Origin of the sequence: Campylobacter sp. CFSAN093238, assembly GCF_012898015.1 — a bacterium.
GTDB classification, from domain to species: Bacteria; Campylobacterota; Campylobacteria; order Campylobacterales; family Campylobacteraceae; genus Campylobacter_D; species Campylobacter_D jejuni.
The window spans coordinates 1,189,028-1,205,708 of sequence record NZ_CP040611.1 but is presented as its reverse complement, the minus strand read 5'-3'; the positions used below and the strand labels follow the sequence as shown (position 1 = coordinate 1,205,708).

General features: G+C 30.9%; 19 protein-coding genes and 1 pseudogene. 16 read left to right on the top strand and 4 right to left on the bottom strand.

Annotation, left to right across the window (positions count from 1 at the left end; all coding sequences use genetic code 11):
• Positions 1-52 precede the first annotated feature (52 nt).
• From FBF21_RS06255 to argS, 4 genes are read left to right on the top strand one after another with little or no spacing between them, the layout of a single operon-like run.
• A complete protein-coding gene (locus FBF21_RS06255; protein WP_057991105.1) occupies positions 53-1,696 on the top strand; it encodes a hypothetical protein in 1,644 nt (547 codons plus the stop codon).
• Positions 1,693-2,316 carry a guanylate kinase gene (gene gmk, locus FBF21_RS06250; protein ID WP_002860253.1) on the top strand — a complete coding sequence of 208 codons (624 nt, stop codon included), beginning with the start codon at positions 1,693-1,695 and terminating at the stop codon, positions 2,314-2,316. Before FBF21_RS06255 ends, gmk begins: the two co-directional genes overlap by 4 nt.
• 1 nt (position 2,317) lies before the next feature.
• The gene (locus FBF21_RS06245; RefSeq protein ID WP_002852866.1) at positions 2,318-2,557 is read left to right on the top strand and encodes a twin-arginine translocase TatA/TatE family subunit; all 240 of its coding nucleotides are present in this window, start codon (positions 2,318-2,320) and stop codon (positions 2,555-2,557) included.
• Positions 2,558-2,568: 11 nt separating this feature from the next.
• The gene (gene argS / locus FBF21_RS06240; RefSeq protein WP_002852838.1) at positions 2,569-4,161 is read left to right on the top strand and encodes an arginine--tRNA ligase; all 1,593 of its coding nucleotides are present in this window, start codon (positions 2,569-2,571) and stop codon (positions 4,159-4,161) included.
• A gap of 17 nt (positions 4,162-4,178) precedes the next feature.
• On the opposite strand, the gene FBF21_RS06235 is transcribed toward argS, so the two are convergent.
• Positions 4,179-4,487, bottom strand: a complete 309-nt coding sequence (locus FBF21_RS06235; protein ID WP_002777309.1) for a multidrug efflux SMR transporter — start codon at positions 4,485-4,487, stop codon at positions 4,179-4,181.
• Positions 4,487-4,828 carry a multidrug efflux SMR transporter gene (locus FBF21_RS06230; RefSeq protein ID WP_002852742.1) on the bottom strand — a complete coding sequence of 114 codons (342 nt, stop codon included), beginning with the start codon at positions 4,826-4,828 and terminating at the stop codon, positions 4,487-4,489. The genes FBF21_RS06235 and FBF21_RS06230 overlap by 1 nt, the downstream gene beginning before the upstream one ends.
• 108 nt (positions 4,829-4,936) lie before the next feature.
• On the opposite strand from FBF21_RS06230, the gene FBF21_RS06225 reads away from it, so the two are divergent.
• The 5 genes from FBF21_RS06225 to FBF21_RS06205 all read left to right on the top strand — a co-directional run bounded on the left by FBF21_RS06225 (position 4,937) and on the right by FBF21_RS06205 (position 8,666).
• Positions 4,937-5,644: a YebC/PmpR family DNA-binding transcriptional regulator gene (locus FBF21_RS06225; RefSeq protein ID WP_002787769.1), complete on the top strand. Its 708-nt coding sequence runs from the start codon at positions 4,937-4,939 to the stop codon at positions 5,642-5,644.
• 9 nt (positions 5,645-5,653) lie between these two features.
• Entirely contained in the window at positions 5,654-6,136 is a 483-nt protein-coding gene (locus tag FBF21_RS06220) for a peptidylprolyl isomerase (RefSeq protein WP_002822502.1), read from the top strand.
• A 163-nt stretch (positions 6,137-6,299) separates the two neighbouring features.
• Entirely contained in the window at positions 6,300-7,745 is a 1,446-nt protein-coding gene (locus FBF21_RS06215) for a DUF3373 family protein (protein ID WP_004303866.1), read from the top strand.
• A 10-nt stretch (positions 7,746-7,755) separates the two neighbouring features.
• Positions 7,756-7,983 (top strand): hypothetical protein, encoded by a 228-nt coding sequence (locus FBF21_RS06210; RefSeq protein ID WP_002822505.1) that lies wholly within the window; start codon positions 7,756-7,758, stop codon positions 7,981-7,983.
• 80 nt (positions 7,984-8,063) lie between these two features.
• Positions 8,064-8,666, top strand: coding sequence for a DedA family protein (locus FBF21_RS06205; RefSeq protein WP_002822507.1), 603 nt, complete (start codon positions 8,064-8,066; stop codon positions 8,664-8,666).
• Here the strand turns inward: FBF21_RS06205 and FBF21_RS06200 are convergent.
• Positions 8,663-9,589, bottom strand: a complete 927-nt coding sequence (locus tag FBF21_RS06200; protein WP_168985455.1) for an L-lactate dehydrogenase — start codon at positions 9,587-9,589, stop codon at positions 8,663-8,665. The two genes, FBF21_RS06205 and FBF21_RS06200, sit on opposite strands and share 4 nt — an antisense overlap.
• Before the next feature lie 66 nt (positions 9,590-9,655).
• Between FBF21_RS06200 and FBF21_RS06195 the strand changes: the two genes are divergently transcribed.
• From FBF21_RS06195 to FBF21_RS09285, 7 genes and pseudogenes are all read left to right on the top strand, one after another.
• A complete protein-coding gene (locus FBF21_RS06195; protein ID WP_002860249.1) occupies positions 9,656-10,432 on the top strand; it encodes a threonine/serine exporter ThrE family protein in 777 nt (258 codons plus the stop codon).
• A complete protein-coding gene (locus tag FBF21_RS06190; protein WP_002853757.1) occupies positions 10,429-10,923 on the top strand; it encodes a threonine/serine exporter family protein in 495 nt (164 codons plus the stop codon). The genes FBF21_RS06195 and FBF21_RS06190 overlap by 4 nt, the downstream gene beginning before the upstream one ends.
• Before the next feature lie 70 nt (positions 10,924-10,993).
• Positions 10,994-11,257, top strand: a complete 264-nt coding sequence (locus FBF21_RS06185) for a zf-TFIIB domain-containing protein (protein ID WP_002831611.1) — start codon at positions 10,994-10,996, stop codon at positions 11,255-11,257.
• A gap of 75 nt (positions 11,258-11,332) precedes the next feature.
• Entirely contained in the window at positions 11,333-12,283 is a 951-nt protein-coding gene (gene czcD, locus FBF21_RS06180) for a CDF family cation-efflux transporter CzcD (protein WP_002869628.1), read from the top strand.
• Positions 12,273-12,467 (top strand): cation transporter, encoded by a 195-nt coding sequence (locus FBF21_RS06175; protein WP_002852760.1) that lies wholly within the window; start codon positions 12,273-12,275, stop codon positions 12,465-12,467. The genes czcD and FBF21_RS06175 overlap by 11 nt, the downstream gene beginning before the upstream one ends.
• A complete protein-coding gene (gene copA / locus FBF21_RS06170) occupies positions 12,467-14,566 on the top strand; it encodes a copper-translocating P-type ATPase CopA (protein WP_002869627.1) in 2,100 nt (699 codons plus the stop codon). Before FBF21_RS06175 ends, copA begins: the two co-directional genes overlap by 1 nt.
• Before the next feature lie 70 nt (positions 14,567-14,636).
• Positions 14,637-15,155 (top strand): annotated as a pseudogene (locus FBF21_RS09285) (DUF2165 family protein).
• Here FBF21_RS09285 and FBF21_RS06155 read toward each other — a convergent pair.
• Positions 15,152-16,681 carry a DNA polymerase III subunit gamma/tau gene (locus FBF21_RS06155; protein WP_002869626.1) on the bottom strand — a complete coding sequence of 510 codons (1,530 nt, stop codon included), beginning with the start codon at positions 16,679-16,681 and terminating at the stop codon, positions 15,152-15,154. The pseudogene FBF21_RS09285 and the gene FBF21_RS06155 overlap by 4 nt on opposite strands.

Sequence of the window (16,681 nt, the reverse complement as noted above, 5' to 3'; positions counted from 1 at the left end):
AGGATAAATGAAATTATCGTAAAATAGCGATTATTTTTTAAGGATTAAAGTGATGAAAATTTTACTTTTAAATGAAAACCCTGTAGTTTCAAGACTTGTAAGCCTTAGTGCTAAAAAAATGTCTTATGATTTTGAAGAACTTAATGCTTATAGTGAAAATTTGGGTAATTATGATGTGATTGTTGTAGATAGTGATACTCCAGCACCTTTAAAAATTCTTAAAGAAAAATGCGATAGATTGATTTTTTTAGCCCCGCGAAATCAAAATGTAGAAGATATAGATGCGCAAATTTTACAAAAACCTTTTTTACCTACAGATTTTTTAAATTTACTTAATAATAAAGATGCGAACAAGCATACATCTATTGATTTGCCAATGTTAAGCAATGATGAAAATCCTTATGCTGATATAAGCTTGGATTTAGATAATTTAAATTTAGATGATTTGCCTGATGAAAATTCTTTAGATATAAATTCAGAGGGAATGGAAGATTTGAGTTTTGATGATGATGCTCAAGATGATAATTCAAACAAAACTTTAGAAACTCAAAATTTAGAACATGACAATTTAGAACATGAAACAATTAAAGAACAGACTCAAGAAGACACTCAAATTGATTTAGATTTAACTTTAGAAGATGGCGAAAGTGAAAAAGAAGACTTAAGCCAAGAACATACAGCTTTGGATACTGAGCCTAGTTTAGATGAGCTAGATGATAAAAATGATGAAGATTTAGAAATCAAAGAAGATGATAAAAATGAAGAAATAGAAAAGCAAGAATTATTAGACGATTCTAAAACAAATACATTAGAAATGCAAGAAGAGCTTAGCGAATCTCAAGATGATAATTCAAACAAAACTTTAGAAACTCAAAATTTAGAACATGACAATTTAGAACAAGAAACAATTAAAGAACAGACTCAAGAAGACACTCAAATTGATTTAGATTTAACTTTAGAAGATGGCGAAAGTGAAAAAGAAGACTTAAGCCAAGAACATACAGCTTTGGATACTGAGCCTAGTTTAGATGAGCTAGATGATAAAAATGATGAAGATTTAGAAGATAATAAAGAATTACAAGCTAATATAAGCGATTTTGATGATCTTCCTGAGGTTGAAGAGCAAGAAAAAGAAATGGATTTTGATGATCTTCCTGAGGATGCTGAATTTTTAGGTCAAGCAAAATATAATGAAGAATCAGAGGAAAATTTAGAGGAGTTTGCTCCTGTTGTGGAAGAAGATATTCAAGATGAAATAGATGATTTTGCTTCAAATTTGAGTACTCAAGATCAAATCAAAGAAGAACTAGCTCAACTTGATGAGCTTGATTATGGTATTGATAGTGACAATAGTAGCAAGGTCTTAGAAGATTTTAAAGATGAACCAATTTTAGACGATAAAGAATTAGGAACAAATGAAGAGGAAGTGGTTGTGCCAAATTTAAATATAAGTGATTTTGATACATTGAAAGAAAGTGATATACAAGAAGCTCTTGGAGAGGAAATCTTAGAAAAAAATGAAGAGCCTATAGTAAGTGATGTAACTAAAGATGATAATAGCGAAGAGATAGTTAATGAGCTTAGCCAAAGCATAGCAGGAGCGATCACTTCAAGTATTAAAGATGATACCTTAAAAGCTGCTCTTAAGGGTATGAATATGAATATAAATATAAACATTAGTTTTAAAGAGGATTGAAATTGCAAGGTTTTGTTTTGTTGATTTCAGGTCCTAGTGGTGCTGGAAAATCAACTCTTTTAAAAAAACTTTTTGATGAATTTGAAGATGAGCTTTATTTTTCTATTTCTTCAACAACTCGCAAACCAAGAGAGGGTGAAAAAAATGGAATACATTATCATTTTATATCCCATGAAGAATTTCAAAAAGGTATAGATAGTGATCATTTTTTAGAATGGGCTAGAGTGCATGAAAATTTTTATGGTACTTCTTTAAAGCACACTCAAAATGCTTTAGATAATGGAAAAATAGTTGTTTTTGATATTGATGTGCAAGGATTTAAAATAGCCAGAAAAAAAATGGCTGATAAGATTGTTTCTGTTTTTATTACTACAAAAAATAAAGATGAGTTAAAAAAAAGACTTATTAAGCGAAATACTGATACAATAATACAACTAGAAAAAAGATTACAAAACGCTAGTGATGAAATGAAAGAGCTTAGCGAGTATGATTATCTTATCATTAACGATGAGTTAAAGCAAAGTTATGAAGCATTGCGAGCGATTTTAATCGCCCATAAATTTAGAACCAAAGGGCAGAATCTAGGGCAAATTCAGAATATTTGGAATGAAGGAGAATAAAATGGGTGGTTGGTCAAGTCCAAGTCATTGGTTGATTATTTTATTGATTGTTGTATTGCTTTTTGGAGCAAAAAAAATTCCAGAACTTGCAAAGGGTTTAGGCAAAGGTATTAAAACTTTTAAAGATGAAATGAATAATGATGATGAAGTAGCAAAAAATACTCAAAAAATAGAAGAAAACAAAAACACAACTAATAATACAAATGCTGATGCAAGTATAGACGAAACAAAAAAAGCTTAAGGTTTAGTCTTTTGAAAAGTATTATTTTTAATGAAATTAAAAAGATTTTAGAGTGTGATTTTGCGCTTGAAAATCCAAAGGATAAAAATTTAGCACATTTTGCTACCCCTTTGGCTTTTTCACTGGCTAAGGAATTAAAAAAATCCCCTATGTTGATCGCTAGCGACTTAGCGAGCAAATTTCAAAATCATGATTGTTTTGAATTAGTTGAAGCTGTAAATGGGTATTTAAATTTTAGAATTTCCAAAACTTTTTTAAATGAACTTGCAAATCAGGCTTTAACAAATCCAAATGATTTTACTAAAGGAGAAAAAAAACAAGAAAGTTTTTTGCTTGAATATGTGAGTGCAAATCCTACTGGGCCTTTACACATAGGACATGCAAGAGGTGCTGTTTTTGGAGACACCTTAACAAGACTTGCAAGACATTTGGGCTATAAATTCGATACAGAATACTATGTCAATGATGCGGGTAATCAAATTTATTTACTAGGGCTTTCTATTTTACTAAGTGTGAAAGAAAATATACTTCATGAAAATGTTGAATATCCAGAGCAATATTACAAAGGCGAGTATATAGCGGATTTAGCAAAAGAAGCTTTTGAAAAATTTGGTAAAGAATTTTTTAGCGAAGAAAATATCCCTAGTTTGGCTGATTGGGCAAAAGATAAAATGCTTGTTTTGATTAAACAAAATTTAGAACAAGCAAAGATTAAAATTGACAGCTATGTAAGCGAAAGATCGTATTATGATGCTTTAAATGCAACTTTAGAATCTTTAAAAGAGCATAAAGGAATTTACGAGCAAGAAGGTAAAATTTGGCTTGCTTCTTCGCAAAAAGGCGATGAAAAAGATAGGGTAATTATCCGTGAAGATGGACGCGGGACTTATTTGGCAGCAGATATTGTTTATCATAAAGATAAAATGAGTCGTGGTTATGGAAAGTGTATTAATATTTGGGGAGCAGATCATCATGGTTATATCCCTAGAATGAAAGCTGCAATGGAATTTTTGGGATTTGACTCTAATAATCTTGAGATTATTTTAGCACAAATGGTTTCCCTACTTAAAGATGGAGAACCTTATAAAATGAGTAAAAGAGCAGGAAATTTTATCTTGATGAGCGATGTGGTTGATGAGATAGGAAGTGATGCTTTGCGTTATATCTTTTTGAGCAAAAAATGCGATACGCATTTGGAATTTGATATTAGTGATTTGCAAAAAGAAGATAGTTCTAATCCTGTGTATTATATCAACTATGCACACGCTAGAATTCATCAAGTGTTTGCTAAAGCTGGTAAAAAAATCGATGATGTAATGAAAGCTGATTTACAAAGTTTAAATCAAGATGGCGTAAATTTGCTTTTTGAAGCTTTGAATTTAAAGGCTGTTTTAAACGATGCTTTTGAGGCTAGAGCTTTGCAAAAAATTCCTGATTATCTTAAAAATTTAGCTGCAAATTTTCATAAATTCTACAATGAAAATAAAGTTGTAGGCTCTGCAAATGAAAATGATTTGCTTAAATTATTTTCTTTGGTTGCTCTTAGTATTAAAACCGCATTTTCTTTAATGGGTATTGAAGCAAAAAACAAAATGGAACATTAAAACCGCATTTTGCTGTTTTAATAATTTAGCAAAAATACTGCTATTATCACGATAATGATACCTAAAATTCCTATTTTGTTTAATTTTTCTTTATATAAAATCCATCCACCAAGACAAGTTCCTATGATGCCTATAGCACCCCAAGTTGAGTAAGCTATGCTTAAAGGAACATATTTTAAAGAAAAAGAAAGTAGAAAAAAAGCAAGTATAGCATTGACAATCGCAGCTAAGCCCCAAATTTTATTCTTAAAACCATCTGATTTTTTTAGCAATAAATTTGCTACGATATCTAACAATGCCGATAGAACAATAATAAAAATATACATTATTCTTTAACCTCGCCTATATTAATCATGATAATTCCAACGATAGAAAGAACAATGCCTAAAATTTGAGTTAAGGTTAAACTCTCTTTAAAAACTATAAAAGAAACTAAAAGTATAAGAATAATCCCTAAAAGTTCCCATACGGCATAGGCTATGCCTACTTGAATTTTTTTAATCGCCTTGCCCATAAAAAAATAAGAAAAAGCTATAAATAAAGCCATAAATATATAGCCTAAAATTTGATTTTCCATTTTTAAAAAACTAGTACCTAAAACTTCAAATACAATAGCAGCAATCAAGAAAAACCAAGCAATAAAAAGTTCTTTTTTTGCGATATTCAAAAAGCTTCTCCCTAAAAATAAATGGTAAAATCATACCATTTAAAGCTTTAATTAGCCTTTTTAGTTTATACTTTTAAGTTTAAAAATCTTTAAAGAAAGTGAGAATTTATGGGACGAGCGTTTGAATACCGAAGAGCTTCTAAAGAGGCTAGATGGGATAAAATGAGTAAGCTTTTTCCTAAGCTTGCTAAAGCCATACAAGTAGCTGCTAAAGAAGGTGGCACTGATCCTGATATGAATCCAAAATTAAGAAGTGCTATAGCCACAGCAAAAGCAAATAATATGCCAAAAGATAATATAGATGCGGCTATTAAGCGTGCAAGTGGAAAAGATAGCGCAGATATTAAAAACATTCATTATGAAGGAAAAGCTGCACATGGAGCTTTGGTTATAGTTGAATGTATGAGCGATAACCCTACGCGCACCGTGGCTAATGTTAAAGCCATTTTTAGCAAAAATGGTGGAGAAGTTTTACAAAATGGATCTTTAGGCTTTATGTTTACTAGAAAAGCGGTTTTTCATCTTGAAAAATTTGCAGGAGATTTAGAAGAATTAGAACTTGATTTGATCGATGCAGGGCTTGAAGAATTAGAACAAAATGAAGAAGAGTTAGTAATTAGCGGTGATTATACTGCCTTTGGTGAGCTAAGTTCTGCTATAGAGACTAAGGGTTTAGTTCTTAAAAAAGCAGGACTTGAGTATATACCAAACAATCCTGTAAGCTTTAGCGAAGAACAGCTTAGCGATATAGAAAAACTTTTAGATAAGTTAGAAGATGATGATGATGTTCAAGCTGTTTATACAAATATAGATTAAGGAGAAATAATGATAAAAACAATTGACACAAGCAAAGTAAATGAATACAAATTTGCTCTTATAGAAACTGAAAAAGGCACAATGAAATTAAAACTTTTTGGCGATGAGGCTCCGCAAACGGTTTGTAATTTTGCTACTTTGGCTAATGAGGGATTTTATAAAGATTTAAATTTTCATCGTGTGATCCCAAATTTTGTCATACAAGGAGGTTGTCCACACGGCAATGGTGTAGGTGGGCCTGGATATGAAATCATTTGCGAATGTGATGATCAAGAGCATAAACATGAGCGTGGAACTTTATCTATGGCACACGCAGGACGCGATACGGGTGGTTCTCAATTTTTCATTTGTCACAGCCCTCAAGCTCATTTAGATGGGGTTCATACTGTTTTTGGGCAAATTGATCCAAAAGATGAAGAAAGTTTAGAAGTTTTAGACTCTATACGCCAAGGAGATAAAATTTTAGACATAAAAATTTGCGATAAAATTTAAAAATTTAAAATTTTAAAACTTTTTTAAAACTACAATATTTACAAAGCTAGTCATAAGTTTGACTAGCTAAAAATGATTAATGTATAATTTTTTTTTAAACTTTTTTTTCTATAATCACAATTTTAATTTGCTAAATGTAACAAAATTACAAGGAGTTATGATTATGAAAACTAAGTTTTCACTTATTTTAAGTGCTTGTCTTCTTTCATCTTCACTTTTTGCTAAAAATACAGATGATGAGATAACCAAGCTTCAAAAACAGCTTGCACAAATTCAAGCTGAACTTGCACAAATCAGAAAAGAAAGGGAAGCTCAAGCTAAGCAAAATGAAGCTGTAAAAGCTGAACTTGCTGATCTTAATGATAGAGCCGATGAAACAGAATTCCAAGCTGCTTTGAGCAAGGTTAAATTTGGACTTGAGTTTTCAACAGCAGTTTCAAATACAAACTATAAAGTTAGCGGACAAGATTATAGTGCTAATAACAAATGGATGAATGAGCTTCATTTAAATATGAATGCTGATATTAATGATAAAACCAAATTCTATGGTCGTTTATCTATGGCTAAAAATTGGTCTCAAATGGGTTGGAGTGGTACTCCTTATGACTTAGATGCAGGAAGAAACACAAGATCAAGCGGGCCTGTACTTTATGTAGATAGAGCTTATCTTGACTACTACATCACACCTGAATGGATTGCGACTGTAGGAAGACAACCAGGAACCGATGGCCCAGGAAGTAATCTTAGAAACAATGCTTTAAGACAATCAACTTATCCAGCCTTAGCGATTAATGCTCTAGGTGATGCAGCAGTGATCACTTATAAACCTGAAAGTTTGCAAGATCATAAAGTAGCTATCCGTGCAGCTTATGGTAAAACTTATCAATGGGATGAAGAAGGCAAGGTAAGAGACTGGATGAGCGATCAAAAAGATGCTGATGCAAATCTTTACTATGCTGCAGTAGAAGGAGAGCTTCCTATAGAAGGTATGGGAGATAATTTAATATTATTTAATATTGCATATTTAAGTGATTTTGCTTTACCACTTAACAATGGTCCAATTGGTTTACCTAGTAATGGTGTTACTACTATTCTTGATGATGATGGGGTGGTAAATTTAGGAGATTTAACTATAGCAAATCTTCATTTTGAAAATTACAAAGCTTTTGGAACGAATTTTAATTATTTTCTATCTTTAGGTTATTCTCACGGGAACAACAATCAATTAAGCCCTGTATTAAGTGGAATTCTTCAAAAGCAAGGTTATGGAAATGGTGCGTTCAATGAAGAAGATGGCTATGCTGTGCATGTAGGCGGACGCTATGATTTTACCAAGGCTTTAAAAGTAGGGTATGAGTTTTTCTGGGGAAGTAGATACTGGTATACTATGAGCCGTCCAAGTATCAACGATCCGCTTAATATAAGAATGACAAGAGGAACAGCACATGATTTTTATGTGATTTATCAACTTGATAGATATCAATTCTTACGCTTAAGTTATACTAATATCCAAAATATTTGGGGTAATCGTGGCTTACCATTTGGTGGAGCGAAAAAAGATAAAGCAAGAGCTGATAATATCATGTTAATGTATAATGTAAAATTCTAAGGAGCAAAAGATGAGAAAAATACTTTTTGCAAGTTTATTACCTATCATTGCTTTGGCTGATTGTGCAAGTTTGATGGCAAAATACGAAGCTCCAGAGCCAGAGTCAAAAACAATGAAACAAGTTGAACGCTGGATTAATAAAAAAGTTAGCGATCCAGCTGATGCTGCTGTTTTAAAAGAGTGTATGATCGCTCGTGCAGCGGACAATCCAAATCAAGTTTCAGTTGCAGGTAAATAAAAAAAGCGGTATAAAACCGCTTTTTACTGTTTAATCTTTTAAGCTACAATTTTTTAAAATTTTCTTCAAATAAGGCTAATATGCAAGAAATCATTTCTTTTATTGTTGAGACGGCTAGTGCTTGGGGGTATTTGGGTATTATTATCTTAATGACCTTAGAGAGTTGTTTTATACCTTTTCCAAGTGAAGTTGTTATGATACCTGCTGGATATTTGGCACATAAAGGCGAACTTGATATCACTCTTTGTATACTTAGTGGGACTTTAGGTTCTGTTTTAGGGGCTTTGATTAATTATTATATTTGCTTTTTTTGGGGTAAAAATTTTGTATTAAAATGGGGTAAGTATTTTGGTATAAACGAAGTCAAATTTGCTAAATTTGAAGAATTTTTTAACAAACATGGGGAATTTTCAACCTTTACTTGTCGTCTTTTGCCAGGGATTCGTCAGTATATTTCTATGCCTGCAGGTTTGGTAAAAATGAAACTTGTAAATTTTATACTTTTTACTGCACTTGGTAGTGCTATTTGGGTGGCTATACTTGTATTTTTGGGTTATTATATAGGACAAAATGAAGAGTTGATTAAAACTTATTTAACTCAAATTTTAATCATTATAATTGTTTTTGTGATTTTAGCAAGTTTAATTTATATCAAAATCAAAAAGCCTTTTAAAAAGGCTTAAATTTTATCTTTTACGCTTTGTATGGCGTTTTTGATTTGTTGTTTTGAATTTTCTAATTTTATTTTTTCTTTTTCATTGAATTTTAATTCAAAAACCTTTTCTATACCATCTTTTCCTATGATAGCGGGCATTGAAAAAGCTATATCATCAAAAACCACACTTACAGGATGTAAACTTTTTCTATCTTCTAGGATGGCTTTGGCCAAATTTACACAAGAAGTTCCTATGCCAAATTCTGTTCTTCCTTTGCGTTCATAGATGAAATATCCCTCGCTAATCACGGCTTTTTCGAGTTCTTGTATGTCTAAATCTTTGCCTAATTTTTGCTTATAAAAATCTAATAAATTTTGTCCTAAAATGCTTGCATTAGAAAGTGCTGCAAACTGAGAATCTCCATGTTCACCAATCATACAAGCAAAAATATCTTTTGAATTTATGTTTAAATCTTTGGCTAAAAATTTCTTAAGTCTTGAACTATCTAAATTTGTTCCACTACCAAAAACATGATTTTTAGGTAATTGGCTTAATACTTGAGTGTAGTAAGTTATGGTGTCATTTGGATTTGTTGCGACAATGTATTTGCCTTTAAAATTAGCATTTTTTAAGGTTAAGACAATGTCTTTAAGTTCGAGGATATTGTTTTGAAGTTCTACTAAGCGACTAGGTAATTCTTTTAAGCTTTCTTTTCTAAAAGCTAAAATGATAATATCGCAAGAAGCTAAATTTTCTAAATTTGGCACATGAAAAATTTTTGTATAAGAAAAATGAATGGCTGACATATCTTCCAAATCTCTTGCATGAGCTAGAGCTAAATCTTGTTTTATATCATATAAATAAAGTTCTGAGCAAATTCCTTGAGTAACTATGTTATAAGCATTAGCAGCTCCTACATAACCTAAACCAACTATACCGATTTTTGCCATTTTTTCTCCTTATTTATTTTAAAATTTGCTATAATTATAACAAATTCAATCAAAGATTATTAAAATATGGAAAAACCTGATATACAAAGATTAACTAATTTTTTAATCGTATATACTAAAACTTTACTAGGTGCTGGAACTTATACAGCTAGGGTGGCAAAATGCGTAGGAAGAATAGCTGAGGTTTATGGCTATGAGATAAATATCAATTTCTTTTTTCATCATATTACTTTAAATGTTGTGGATATGGATGATAACTCCATTCAAAGAACTTATGTTATACCTAATCATCATGCCCATGTTAATTTTAAGCTTATTTTTGATTTAAGTGCTTTAAGCTGGGCTATATATGATCACAAATACGATCTTGAAAAAGTAAAAGTTGTTTTTGGGCAAATTTCTCAACAAAAAAAGCATTCTTATTTGCTTAATCTTTTATTTGTTTCTATGGCAAATTCAGCTTTTTGTAGGCTTTTTGGTGGTGATTTTGGTGCTGGAAATTTAGTATTTTTTGCAACTTTTGTGGGATTGTTGTTAAGATATATTTTAACTAAAGCAAAGATTGATTTAAGAATTCAATACATCCTTTGTTCTTTTATCTCATCGTGGTTTGTATTTTTTGGACTGGATATGGGATATACCAATACTTCTGATGTGGCTTTGGGTTCTAGTATCTTGTATCTTATACCAGGGGTATTTTTTATAAATTCTGTGATTGATATATTAAAAGATCATATTTTAATGGGGCTTAGCCGTATTATCAGCGTGGCTATTTTGATTTGTTGTATAGCACTTGGAATTTACATGACGCTTAGTATTTCGGATTTTGGGATTTTAAGATGATTGAATTTATTTTAAGAGATATGTTTTTTGCTGCTGTGGCGGGATTTGGGTTTGCTTATGCTTGTAATCCACCTTTAAAAACCCTTATTTTATCTGCTCTTTTAGCGGCAATTGCACATGGGCTTCGTTTTACCTTGGTGGAATATTTTCATTTTCAAACTTTAGCAATTGCAACTTTTGTTGCTTCATTTTGCATAGGATGTTTAGGAATTGCTTTAGCAAAAATTATCAAAACCCCTGCTGAAATTATCGCTTTCCCTGCTCTTATTCCTATGATACCTGGAATTTATGCTTATAAAGCAATTTTGTATCTTATTTCTTTTATACGCAGTGATGATTTGAAGGCTAAGTCTGAATTTTTGGTTCAATTTTTTGATTATTTTTTTACAACTGTTTCTGTGACTTTGGCTCTAGCTATAGGAGTGAGTGTTACTTTGCTTATATTTTTTGAACAAAGTTTTATGATGACTAGACATGCAAAAAAACATTAAAACTTGTTGTAAATTTGTTTAATATTTCTTTTTATAATTTTAAATCAAAAATTTAAAAAAAAGGTATTGTATGTTATGTCCAGTTTGTAATGTAGATTTGGTTATGAGTGATAGGAGTGGAGTTGAGATTGATTATTGTCCAAAGTGTCGTGGCGTTTGGCTTGATCGTGGAGAACTTGACAAAATCATAGAACGCAGTGTCCCTAATACAGCAAATTTTAACCAAGCTCCAAGACAAGAGTCAAGATATAATGACTCAGCTTATCATCAGCACAATGACTATTATAAAAAGAAAAAGAAAGAAAGTTGGCTAGGCGAGCTTTTTGACTTTTAATTTTTATAAAAATAACAAATATTTATATCCTTTTTAGCTTAATATCTTAAAATGTCAAGCAAAAAAGGATATAAGATGTATAAATTTTTATCACACGAGCCTTTAGCTAACAAATCTTGTCATCATAATCACGAAGAACATTCTCATGAACATCATCATTCCCATGCTGATGCAAGGAGTGTGGATAAAAAGATTTTAAAAATTTCTCTTTTAATGACTTTTTCTATGATGCTTGTGCAATTTATTTATTCAATCCTTTCAAATTCTTTAGCACTTTTAAGCGATACTTTGCATATGTTTTCTGATGTTTTTGCCTTAGCTCTTAGTTTTTTAGCCATTATAGCTGTAGAAAAATGGCAAGATCATCAAAAGACCTTTGGGTATTTTCGTCTTGAAGTTTTAGTGGCTTTTATCAATGCTCTAACCATTATTTTATCGGCTTTATTTATCATTTATGAAGCTATAGAAAAATTTATTAATCCAAAAGAAATTGACGCTAAAACCATGATAATTGTAGCTATTTTAGGCTTTTTGGTAAATGGGATTAATGCTTTGATGATGTTTAAGGGTGCAAATTTAGAAAATGTCAATATGAAGTCTGCTTTTTTGCATATGATGAGTGATTTATTGGGTTCTTTAGCGGTTATTATGGGTGGGATCGTGGTGTATTTTAGCGGTATTGTTTATATAGATACGATTTTAGCTATTGTATTATCAATCTTGCTTTTAAGATGGGCGATTATCTTGCTTAAACAAAGCGCTAATGTCTTGCTTGAAAGTTCTCCTGTGGATATAGAAAAAGTAAGACAAGTTTTGCTTTTAAATCCTAGTGTGGATGAGGTAGTGGATTTGCATATTACTCAAATCACTAATAAAATGCTAGTAGCCTCTATGCATTTAAAAGTAAGAGTTTGCAATCTAAAGGAATTTGAAAAACTATCTCAGGATTTATCTCATAAGTTATTGCATGAATTTGAAATCGGGCACATTACCATACAACCTATAAGGAGTGAAAATGAAATTTAAAGTAAAAAATGTTAATTGCATGAATTGTGTAAATTTGATCAAAAATTCTCTTGAAGATGAATTTGGAAATATAGAAGTGGATTTGGAGCAAAAAATTTTAAGTTTAAATTTAGAAGAAAATCAAGTATCAAATTTTACAAAAGAATTTCAAGATTTAGGTTTTGAGATCGTAGAGCGTTTATAATGGAAGAATTGCGTATAAAAATAGGCAAAATGACTTGCGTTAATTGTTCTAACGCTATAGAAAGAGCTTGTAAAAAAATTGATGGTGTTAAAGATGCTAGTGTTTCTTATGTGAATTCTAGCGGGGTTTTTTTACTTAAAGATCAAGAAAAACGCAAGGATATCATCGCAAAAATTCAAAATTTAGGCTTTGAAATTTTAGAAGATGAACAAAGCTTGAACGCATACAAGGCAAAAAAACACTTAGAATTAAGAAAAAATTTGCTCTTAAGTATAGTTTTGAGTGTGATTATTATGTATTTTGAAATGTTTGTTAAAAGTTCTTTTTCTCAAAATATCCAAATGGCTTTGAGTTTTTTTGGGATATTTTATTGTGGGAGAGACTTTTTTTCTCATGCTTTTTTAGGACTTAAAAGTAAAAATTTAGATATGAATACCCTTGTAGCTTTGGGGACTTTGAGTGCTTTTGTGTATTCTTTTTTGGTGTATTTGCAAATTTTCAAAGAAGAAGATTTGTATTTTAGTGGTGCAATGATGATTATTTCCTTTGTGCTTTTAGGAAAATATCTTGAAAGTAAGGCTAAATTTAAGGCACAAGATTATCAAAGAATTTTAGAAAATATAGACACAAAAAAGACAAAAATTTTGCTTGAAGATGAAAGTATCAAAGAAATTTCAAGTTCTTTTGTCAAAAGTGGCGATGTACTTTTGGTAAAAGAAGGAGAAAGTATTGTTGCAGATGGAGTAGTGCTTTTAGGGAGTGCAGAGCTTGATATGAGTTTTTTAAATGGGGAGTTTTTGCCTGTTTTAAAAAAAGAAGGCGATGAAGTTCAAGCAGGAGCAGTAGTTTTAAATGGTGCTTTAAGGATCAAAGCAAACAAAAAGGCCATGGATAGTACTTTAGAACAAATCAAAAATCTAGTTTTTGAAGCAGGAAGTATCAAAAGTCCTTTGGCAAATTTAGCAGATCAAATTTCTAAATACTTTGTAGGGGGTATAATATTTTTTGCTTTTTTAGTTTTTGTTTTTTGGGTGCTAAAAGCAGATTTAAATACAGCTTTTTTACACTCTTGTGCTGTGCTTTTGATCTCTTGTCCTTGTGCTTTAGGTCTTGCAACGCCTATAGCTTTGGTTGTGGCAAGTGCAAATGCGGCAAAAAATTTCATTCTTATTAAAAATCCTGCTGCTTTAGAAAAATTAGCCTTAGTTAAGTATGCTTTTTTTGATAAAACGGGTACATTAACAAAGGAAAATTTGAGTATTTTTAAACACAATCTTTCTAAAGATGATTTTGATAAATTATGTCAAATTGAAAGTTTAAGCTCTCATCCTATAGCTAAGGCTTTACATAAAGATCATTTTTTTGATTTAAAGGGTGAGGGAAGAGTGATTGTGGGTTCTGGTATAAAATACAAAGAAGATAATGATAATTATCTCGTAGGCAATGCACAGTTTTTGCACGAAAATGAAATTGACACAAAAGAAAGTGATATCTTTTTTGATACTTTTAAAGAATATGTTAGGGTGTATTTTGCTAAGAATAAAAAGTGTTTAGGCGGTGTTTTGTTAAGCAATGCTTTAAAAGATGGAGCCAAAGAGCTTGTGTTAAATTTAAAAAAGCAAAATCTTAAAACTTTTATTTTAAGCGGCGATCATGTAAAAAATGTAGAAAAAATAGCCAAAGAATTACAAATAGACGAATTTCACGCTCAGCTTAAGAGTGAAGAAAAACTACAAATCATTCAAAAATTTAAAAAAACTCTTTTTGTAGGAGATGGGATCAATGATGCGGCGGCTTTATCTGCTGCAAGTGTGAGTATGAGTTTTTCAAAGGCAAATGAACTTGCTAAAAAAACAGGAGATTTTATCTTGATAAAAGATGATTTATCAGCGATTTTTAAATGTTTTAAACTTGCTAAAAAAACACGCGGTATTATTAAGCTAAATCTTTTTTGGGCTTTTATTTATAATGTACTTTGCATTCCTATCGCGGCAGGATTTATACCTTTTATCTCTTTAAGTCCTCATATAGCAGTACTTGCAATGTGTTTTAGTTCTATTACTGTAGTGCTTAATTCTTTAAGACTTAAAAGAATTTAAAAATTTAATTTTATTAATAATATATTATATATAATTAATATTACTAAAATATATTATTAAAAGAGTATAAATGCAACAAAAATGTTTTTGCATAAGCAAAATGATTAGATTTTCAAAAATTATTATTTTGCTTACCGTTGTATCGTTAGCAGATATAGTGGTTTTTGGAAATGTGACAGATTACAATTCTAATTTCCAATTTGTTTCGCATGTGATGAGTATGGATATAAAGCCTGATTTATTTAGGTAATGCTGTAGTTTATATGGCTATTACTTCTCCCGTGATTTATCATATAGGCTATATAGCAATTATTCTTTTTGAAACTTTTATTGCCTTAACAGCTCTAAAAAAGGTGCTTATGATATGTTTAAAGCTAGAAATTTAGATGCTCAAAGCTTTCATAATGCTAAGATTTTTTGGGATTATTTCTTTAACTTGTGTATTTTATGGTTTTTTGCCTTCCAAGTAGTTGTTGCAGAATGGTTTGGAATGTGGATGAGTAAGGTTTGGAAAGGTTTACCTGATACTACAAGATTGGTAACTTATATGTTTTTGGCTTTGATTTTCATCTCTCTTAAAAATGATTAATTTTCTATACTAGGCTCTCCAAAACAATCTTTAAGAGCCTCTTTAAGATCTTCTTGTGGGTCAAATTTTTTGGCCCCTTCTTTAAGCATATTAATAGAACTTTGAATATCTATGTTTTTATTTTCATTGTTTGGTAATTCTTGAGTTAAGGATTGAAGCTTATTTTCATCAATTGTTAGTACTTTTTGCACATTAATTTTAGCATTTTCCCCAAATTTAGCCTTAAAAAGTTCTTGTATGAGTTTAAAACCTTTATTGAGTGTATCGCGATTTTGTCCTTGTGCGTTTGAGTTTATATTTAAAGTATTGTTTTCAAAACTAATAAAATTTGTACTTTGTTTAAAGCATTCTGCAAGATCAAAATCCCTATCATAAATACTATCAAGTAAGATTTCATAAGCATTTTTTTCTGTTTTTTTCTCAAGATGAGGTATGATAGGAGAAGGTGTGATCCTAGGTATAATATTTGTTGTATTTTCTTGTTTGATTGCTTGGATTTGTGCGTCAATTTCTTTTAAATGACTTGCTTCCATCATCATAAAAGCCATAACACAAAGCGTAAAGCCATCATCATCGCAAAGCATATTCTTAGCTTTTGATAAAATACGGAAAAATCTTTCATAAATTAAAGTAGAAAATTCTGTACTTTTTGCAAAAAAACTTTCTTTTAAATAAAAAAGCATTTCATCAATCACGCTTGAGGCTTCATAATCTTGTAATTCCTCTAAATACGCAAAAACTTTTTCCTTGTCTTTTGTTAAGATAGCCTGATAAAAGGCTTTGATTTTTTGAGGATCTAAAAAGCCTAACATATCTGTAATTTTACTAATACTGATTTCATTTTGACAAAAAATAATAGCTTGGTCAAGCAAGGTTAAAGTATCTCTTAAAGATCCATTGCCGCTTCTTGCTATAAATTTTAAAGCTTCTTCTTCAAATTTAACATTTTCTTTAAGTAAAATTTCTTTAAGATGATTTAAAATTTCACTCTGCGGAATTTGTTTAAAGCGAAAATGTTGCGTTCTTGAAAGCACGGTAGCTGGGAGTTTTAAAGGATCAGTGGTTGCAAGTATAAATTTAACATAACTTGGGGGTTCTTCTAAGGTTTTTAAAAGTGCATTTGCAGCCTGTGGGGTAAGCATATGTACTTCATCAATGATGAAAATTTTAAATCTTGCCATAGAAGGGGTGTATTTGGTTTGTTCAATTAAGGCTTGTATATCTTCAAGCCCACGGTTGCTTGCAGCATCCATTTCTATAATGTCTATGTGTTTGCCTTCAAGTGCTGCAAGACAGTGTTTGCAAGTGCCACATGGAGTATCACTTGGTCCTTGTTCGCAAACTAAAGCACGAGAAAAAATTCTAGCACTTGAAGTTTTTCCACTTCCTCTAAGTCCTGAAAAAAGATAAGCATGAGCTAAGCGATTATGATTTAGGGCGTATTTTAAACTTACGCTAACTGTCTTTTGTCCTATGAGTTCATCAAAGGTTTTTGGTCTGTATTTAATCGCTAAAGCTTGAAGCAT

What these genes read in the sequence shown, in the direction of transcription:
- FBF21_RS06255 (WP_057991105.1), top strand. Translation starts at nt 53, where the DNA reads ATGAAAATTTTACTTTTAAATGAAAACCCTGTAGTTTCAAGACTTGTA.
- FBF21_RS06245 (WP_002852866.1), top strand. Translation starts at nt 2,318, where the DNA reads ATGGGTGGTTGGTCAAGTCCAAGTCATTGGTTGATTATTTTATTGATT.
- FBF21_RS06235 (WP_002777309.1), bottom strand. Translation starts at nt 4,487, where the DNA reads ATGTATATTTTTATTATTGTTCTATCGGCATTGTTAGATATCGTAGCA.
- FBF21_RS06225 (WP_002787769.1), top strand. Translation starts at nt 4,937, where the DNA reads ATGGGACGAGCGTTTGAATACCGAAGAGCTTCTAAAGAGGCTAGATGG.
- FBF21_RS06220 (WP_002822502.1), top strand. Translation starts at nt 5,654, where the DNA reads ATGATAAAAACAATTGACACAAGCAAAGTAAATGAATACAAATTTGCT.
- FBF21_RS06215 (WP_004303866.1), top strand. Translation starts at nt 6,300, where the DNA reads ATGAAAACTAAGTTTTCACTTATTTTAAGTGCTTGTCTTCTTTCATCT.
- FBF21_RS06210 (WP_002822505.1), top strand. Translation starts at nt 7,756, where the DNA reads ATGAGAAAAATACTTTTTGCAAGTTTATTACCTATCATTGCTTTGGCT.
- FBF21_RS06205 (WP_002822507.1), top strand. Translation starts at nt 8,064, where the DNA reads ATGCAAGAAATCATTTCTTTTATTGTTGAGACGGCTAGTGCTTGGGGG.
- FBF21_RS06200 (WP_168985455.1), bottom strand. Translation starts at nt 9,589, where the DNA reads ATGGCAAAAATCGGTATAGTTGGTTTAGGTTATGTAGGAGCTGCTAAT.
- FBF21_RS06195 (WP_002860249.1), top strand. Translation starts at nt 9,656, where the DNA reads ATGGAAAAACCTGATATACAAAGATTAACTAATTTTTTAATCGTATAT.
- FBF21_RS06190 (WP_002853757.1), top strand. Translation starts at nt 10,429, where the DNA reads ATGATTGAATTTATTTTAAGAGATATGTTTTTTGCTGCTGTGGCGGGA.
- FBF21_RS06185 (WP_002831611.1), top strand. Translation starts at nt 10,994, where the DNA reads ATGTTATGTCCAGTTTGTAATGTAGATTTGGTTATGAGTGATAGGAGT.
- czcD (WP_002869628.1), top strand. Translation starts at nt 11,333, where the DNA reads ATGTATAAATTTTTATCACACGAGCCTTTAGCTAACAAATCTTGTCAT.
- FBF21_RS06175 (WP_002852760.1), top strand. Translation starts at nt 12,273, where the DNA reads ATGAAATTTAAAGTAAAAAATGTTAATTGCATGAATTGTGTAAATTTG.
- copA (WP_002869627.1), top strand. Translation starts at nt 12,467, where the DNA reads ATGGAAGAATTGCGTATAAAAATAGGCAAAATGACTTGCGTTAATTGT.
- FBF21_RS06155 (WP_002869626.1), bottom strand. Translation starts at nt 16,681, where the DNA reads ATGCTTCAAGCTTTAGCGATTAAATACAGACCAAAAACCTTTGATGAA.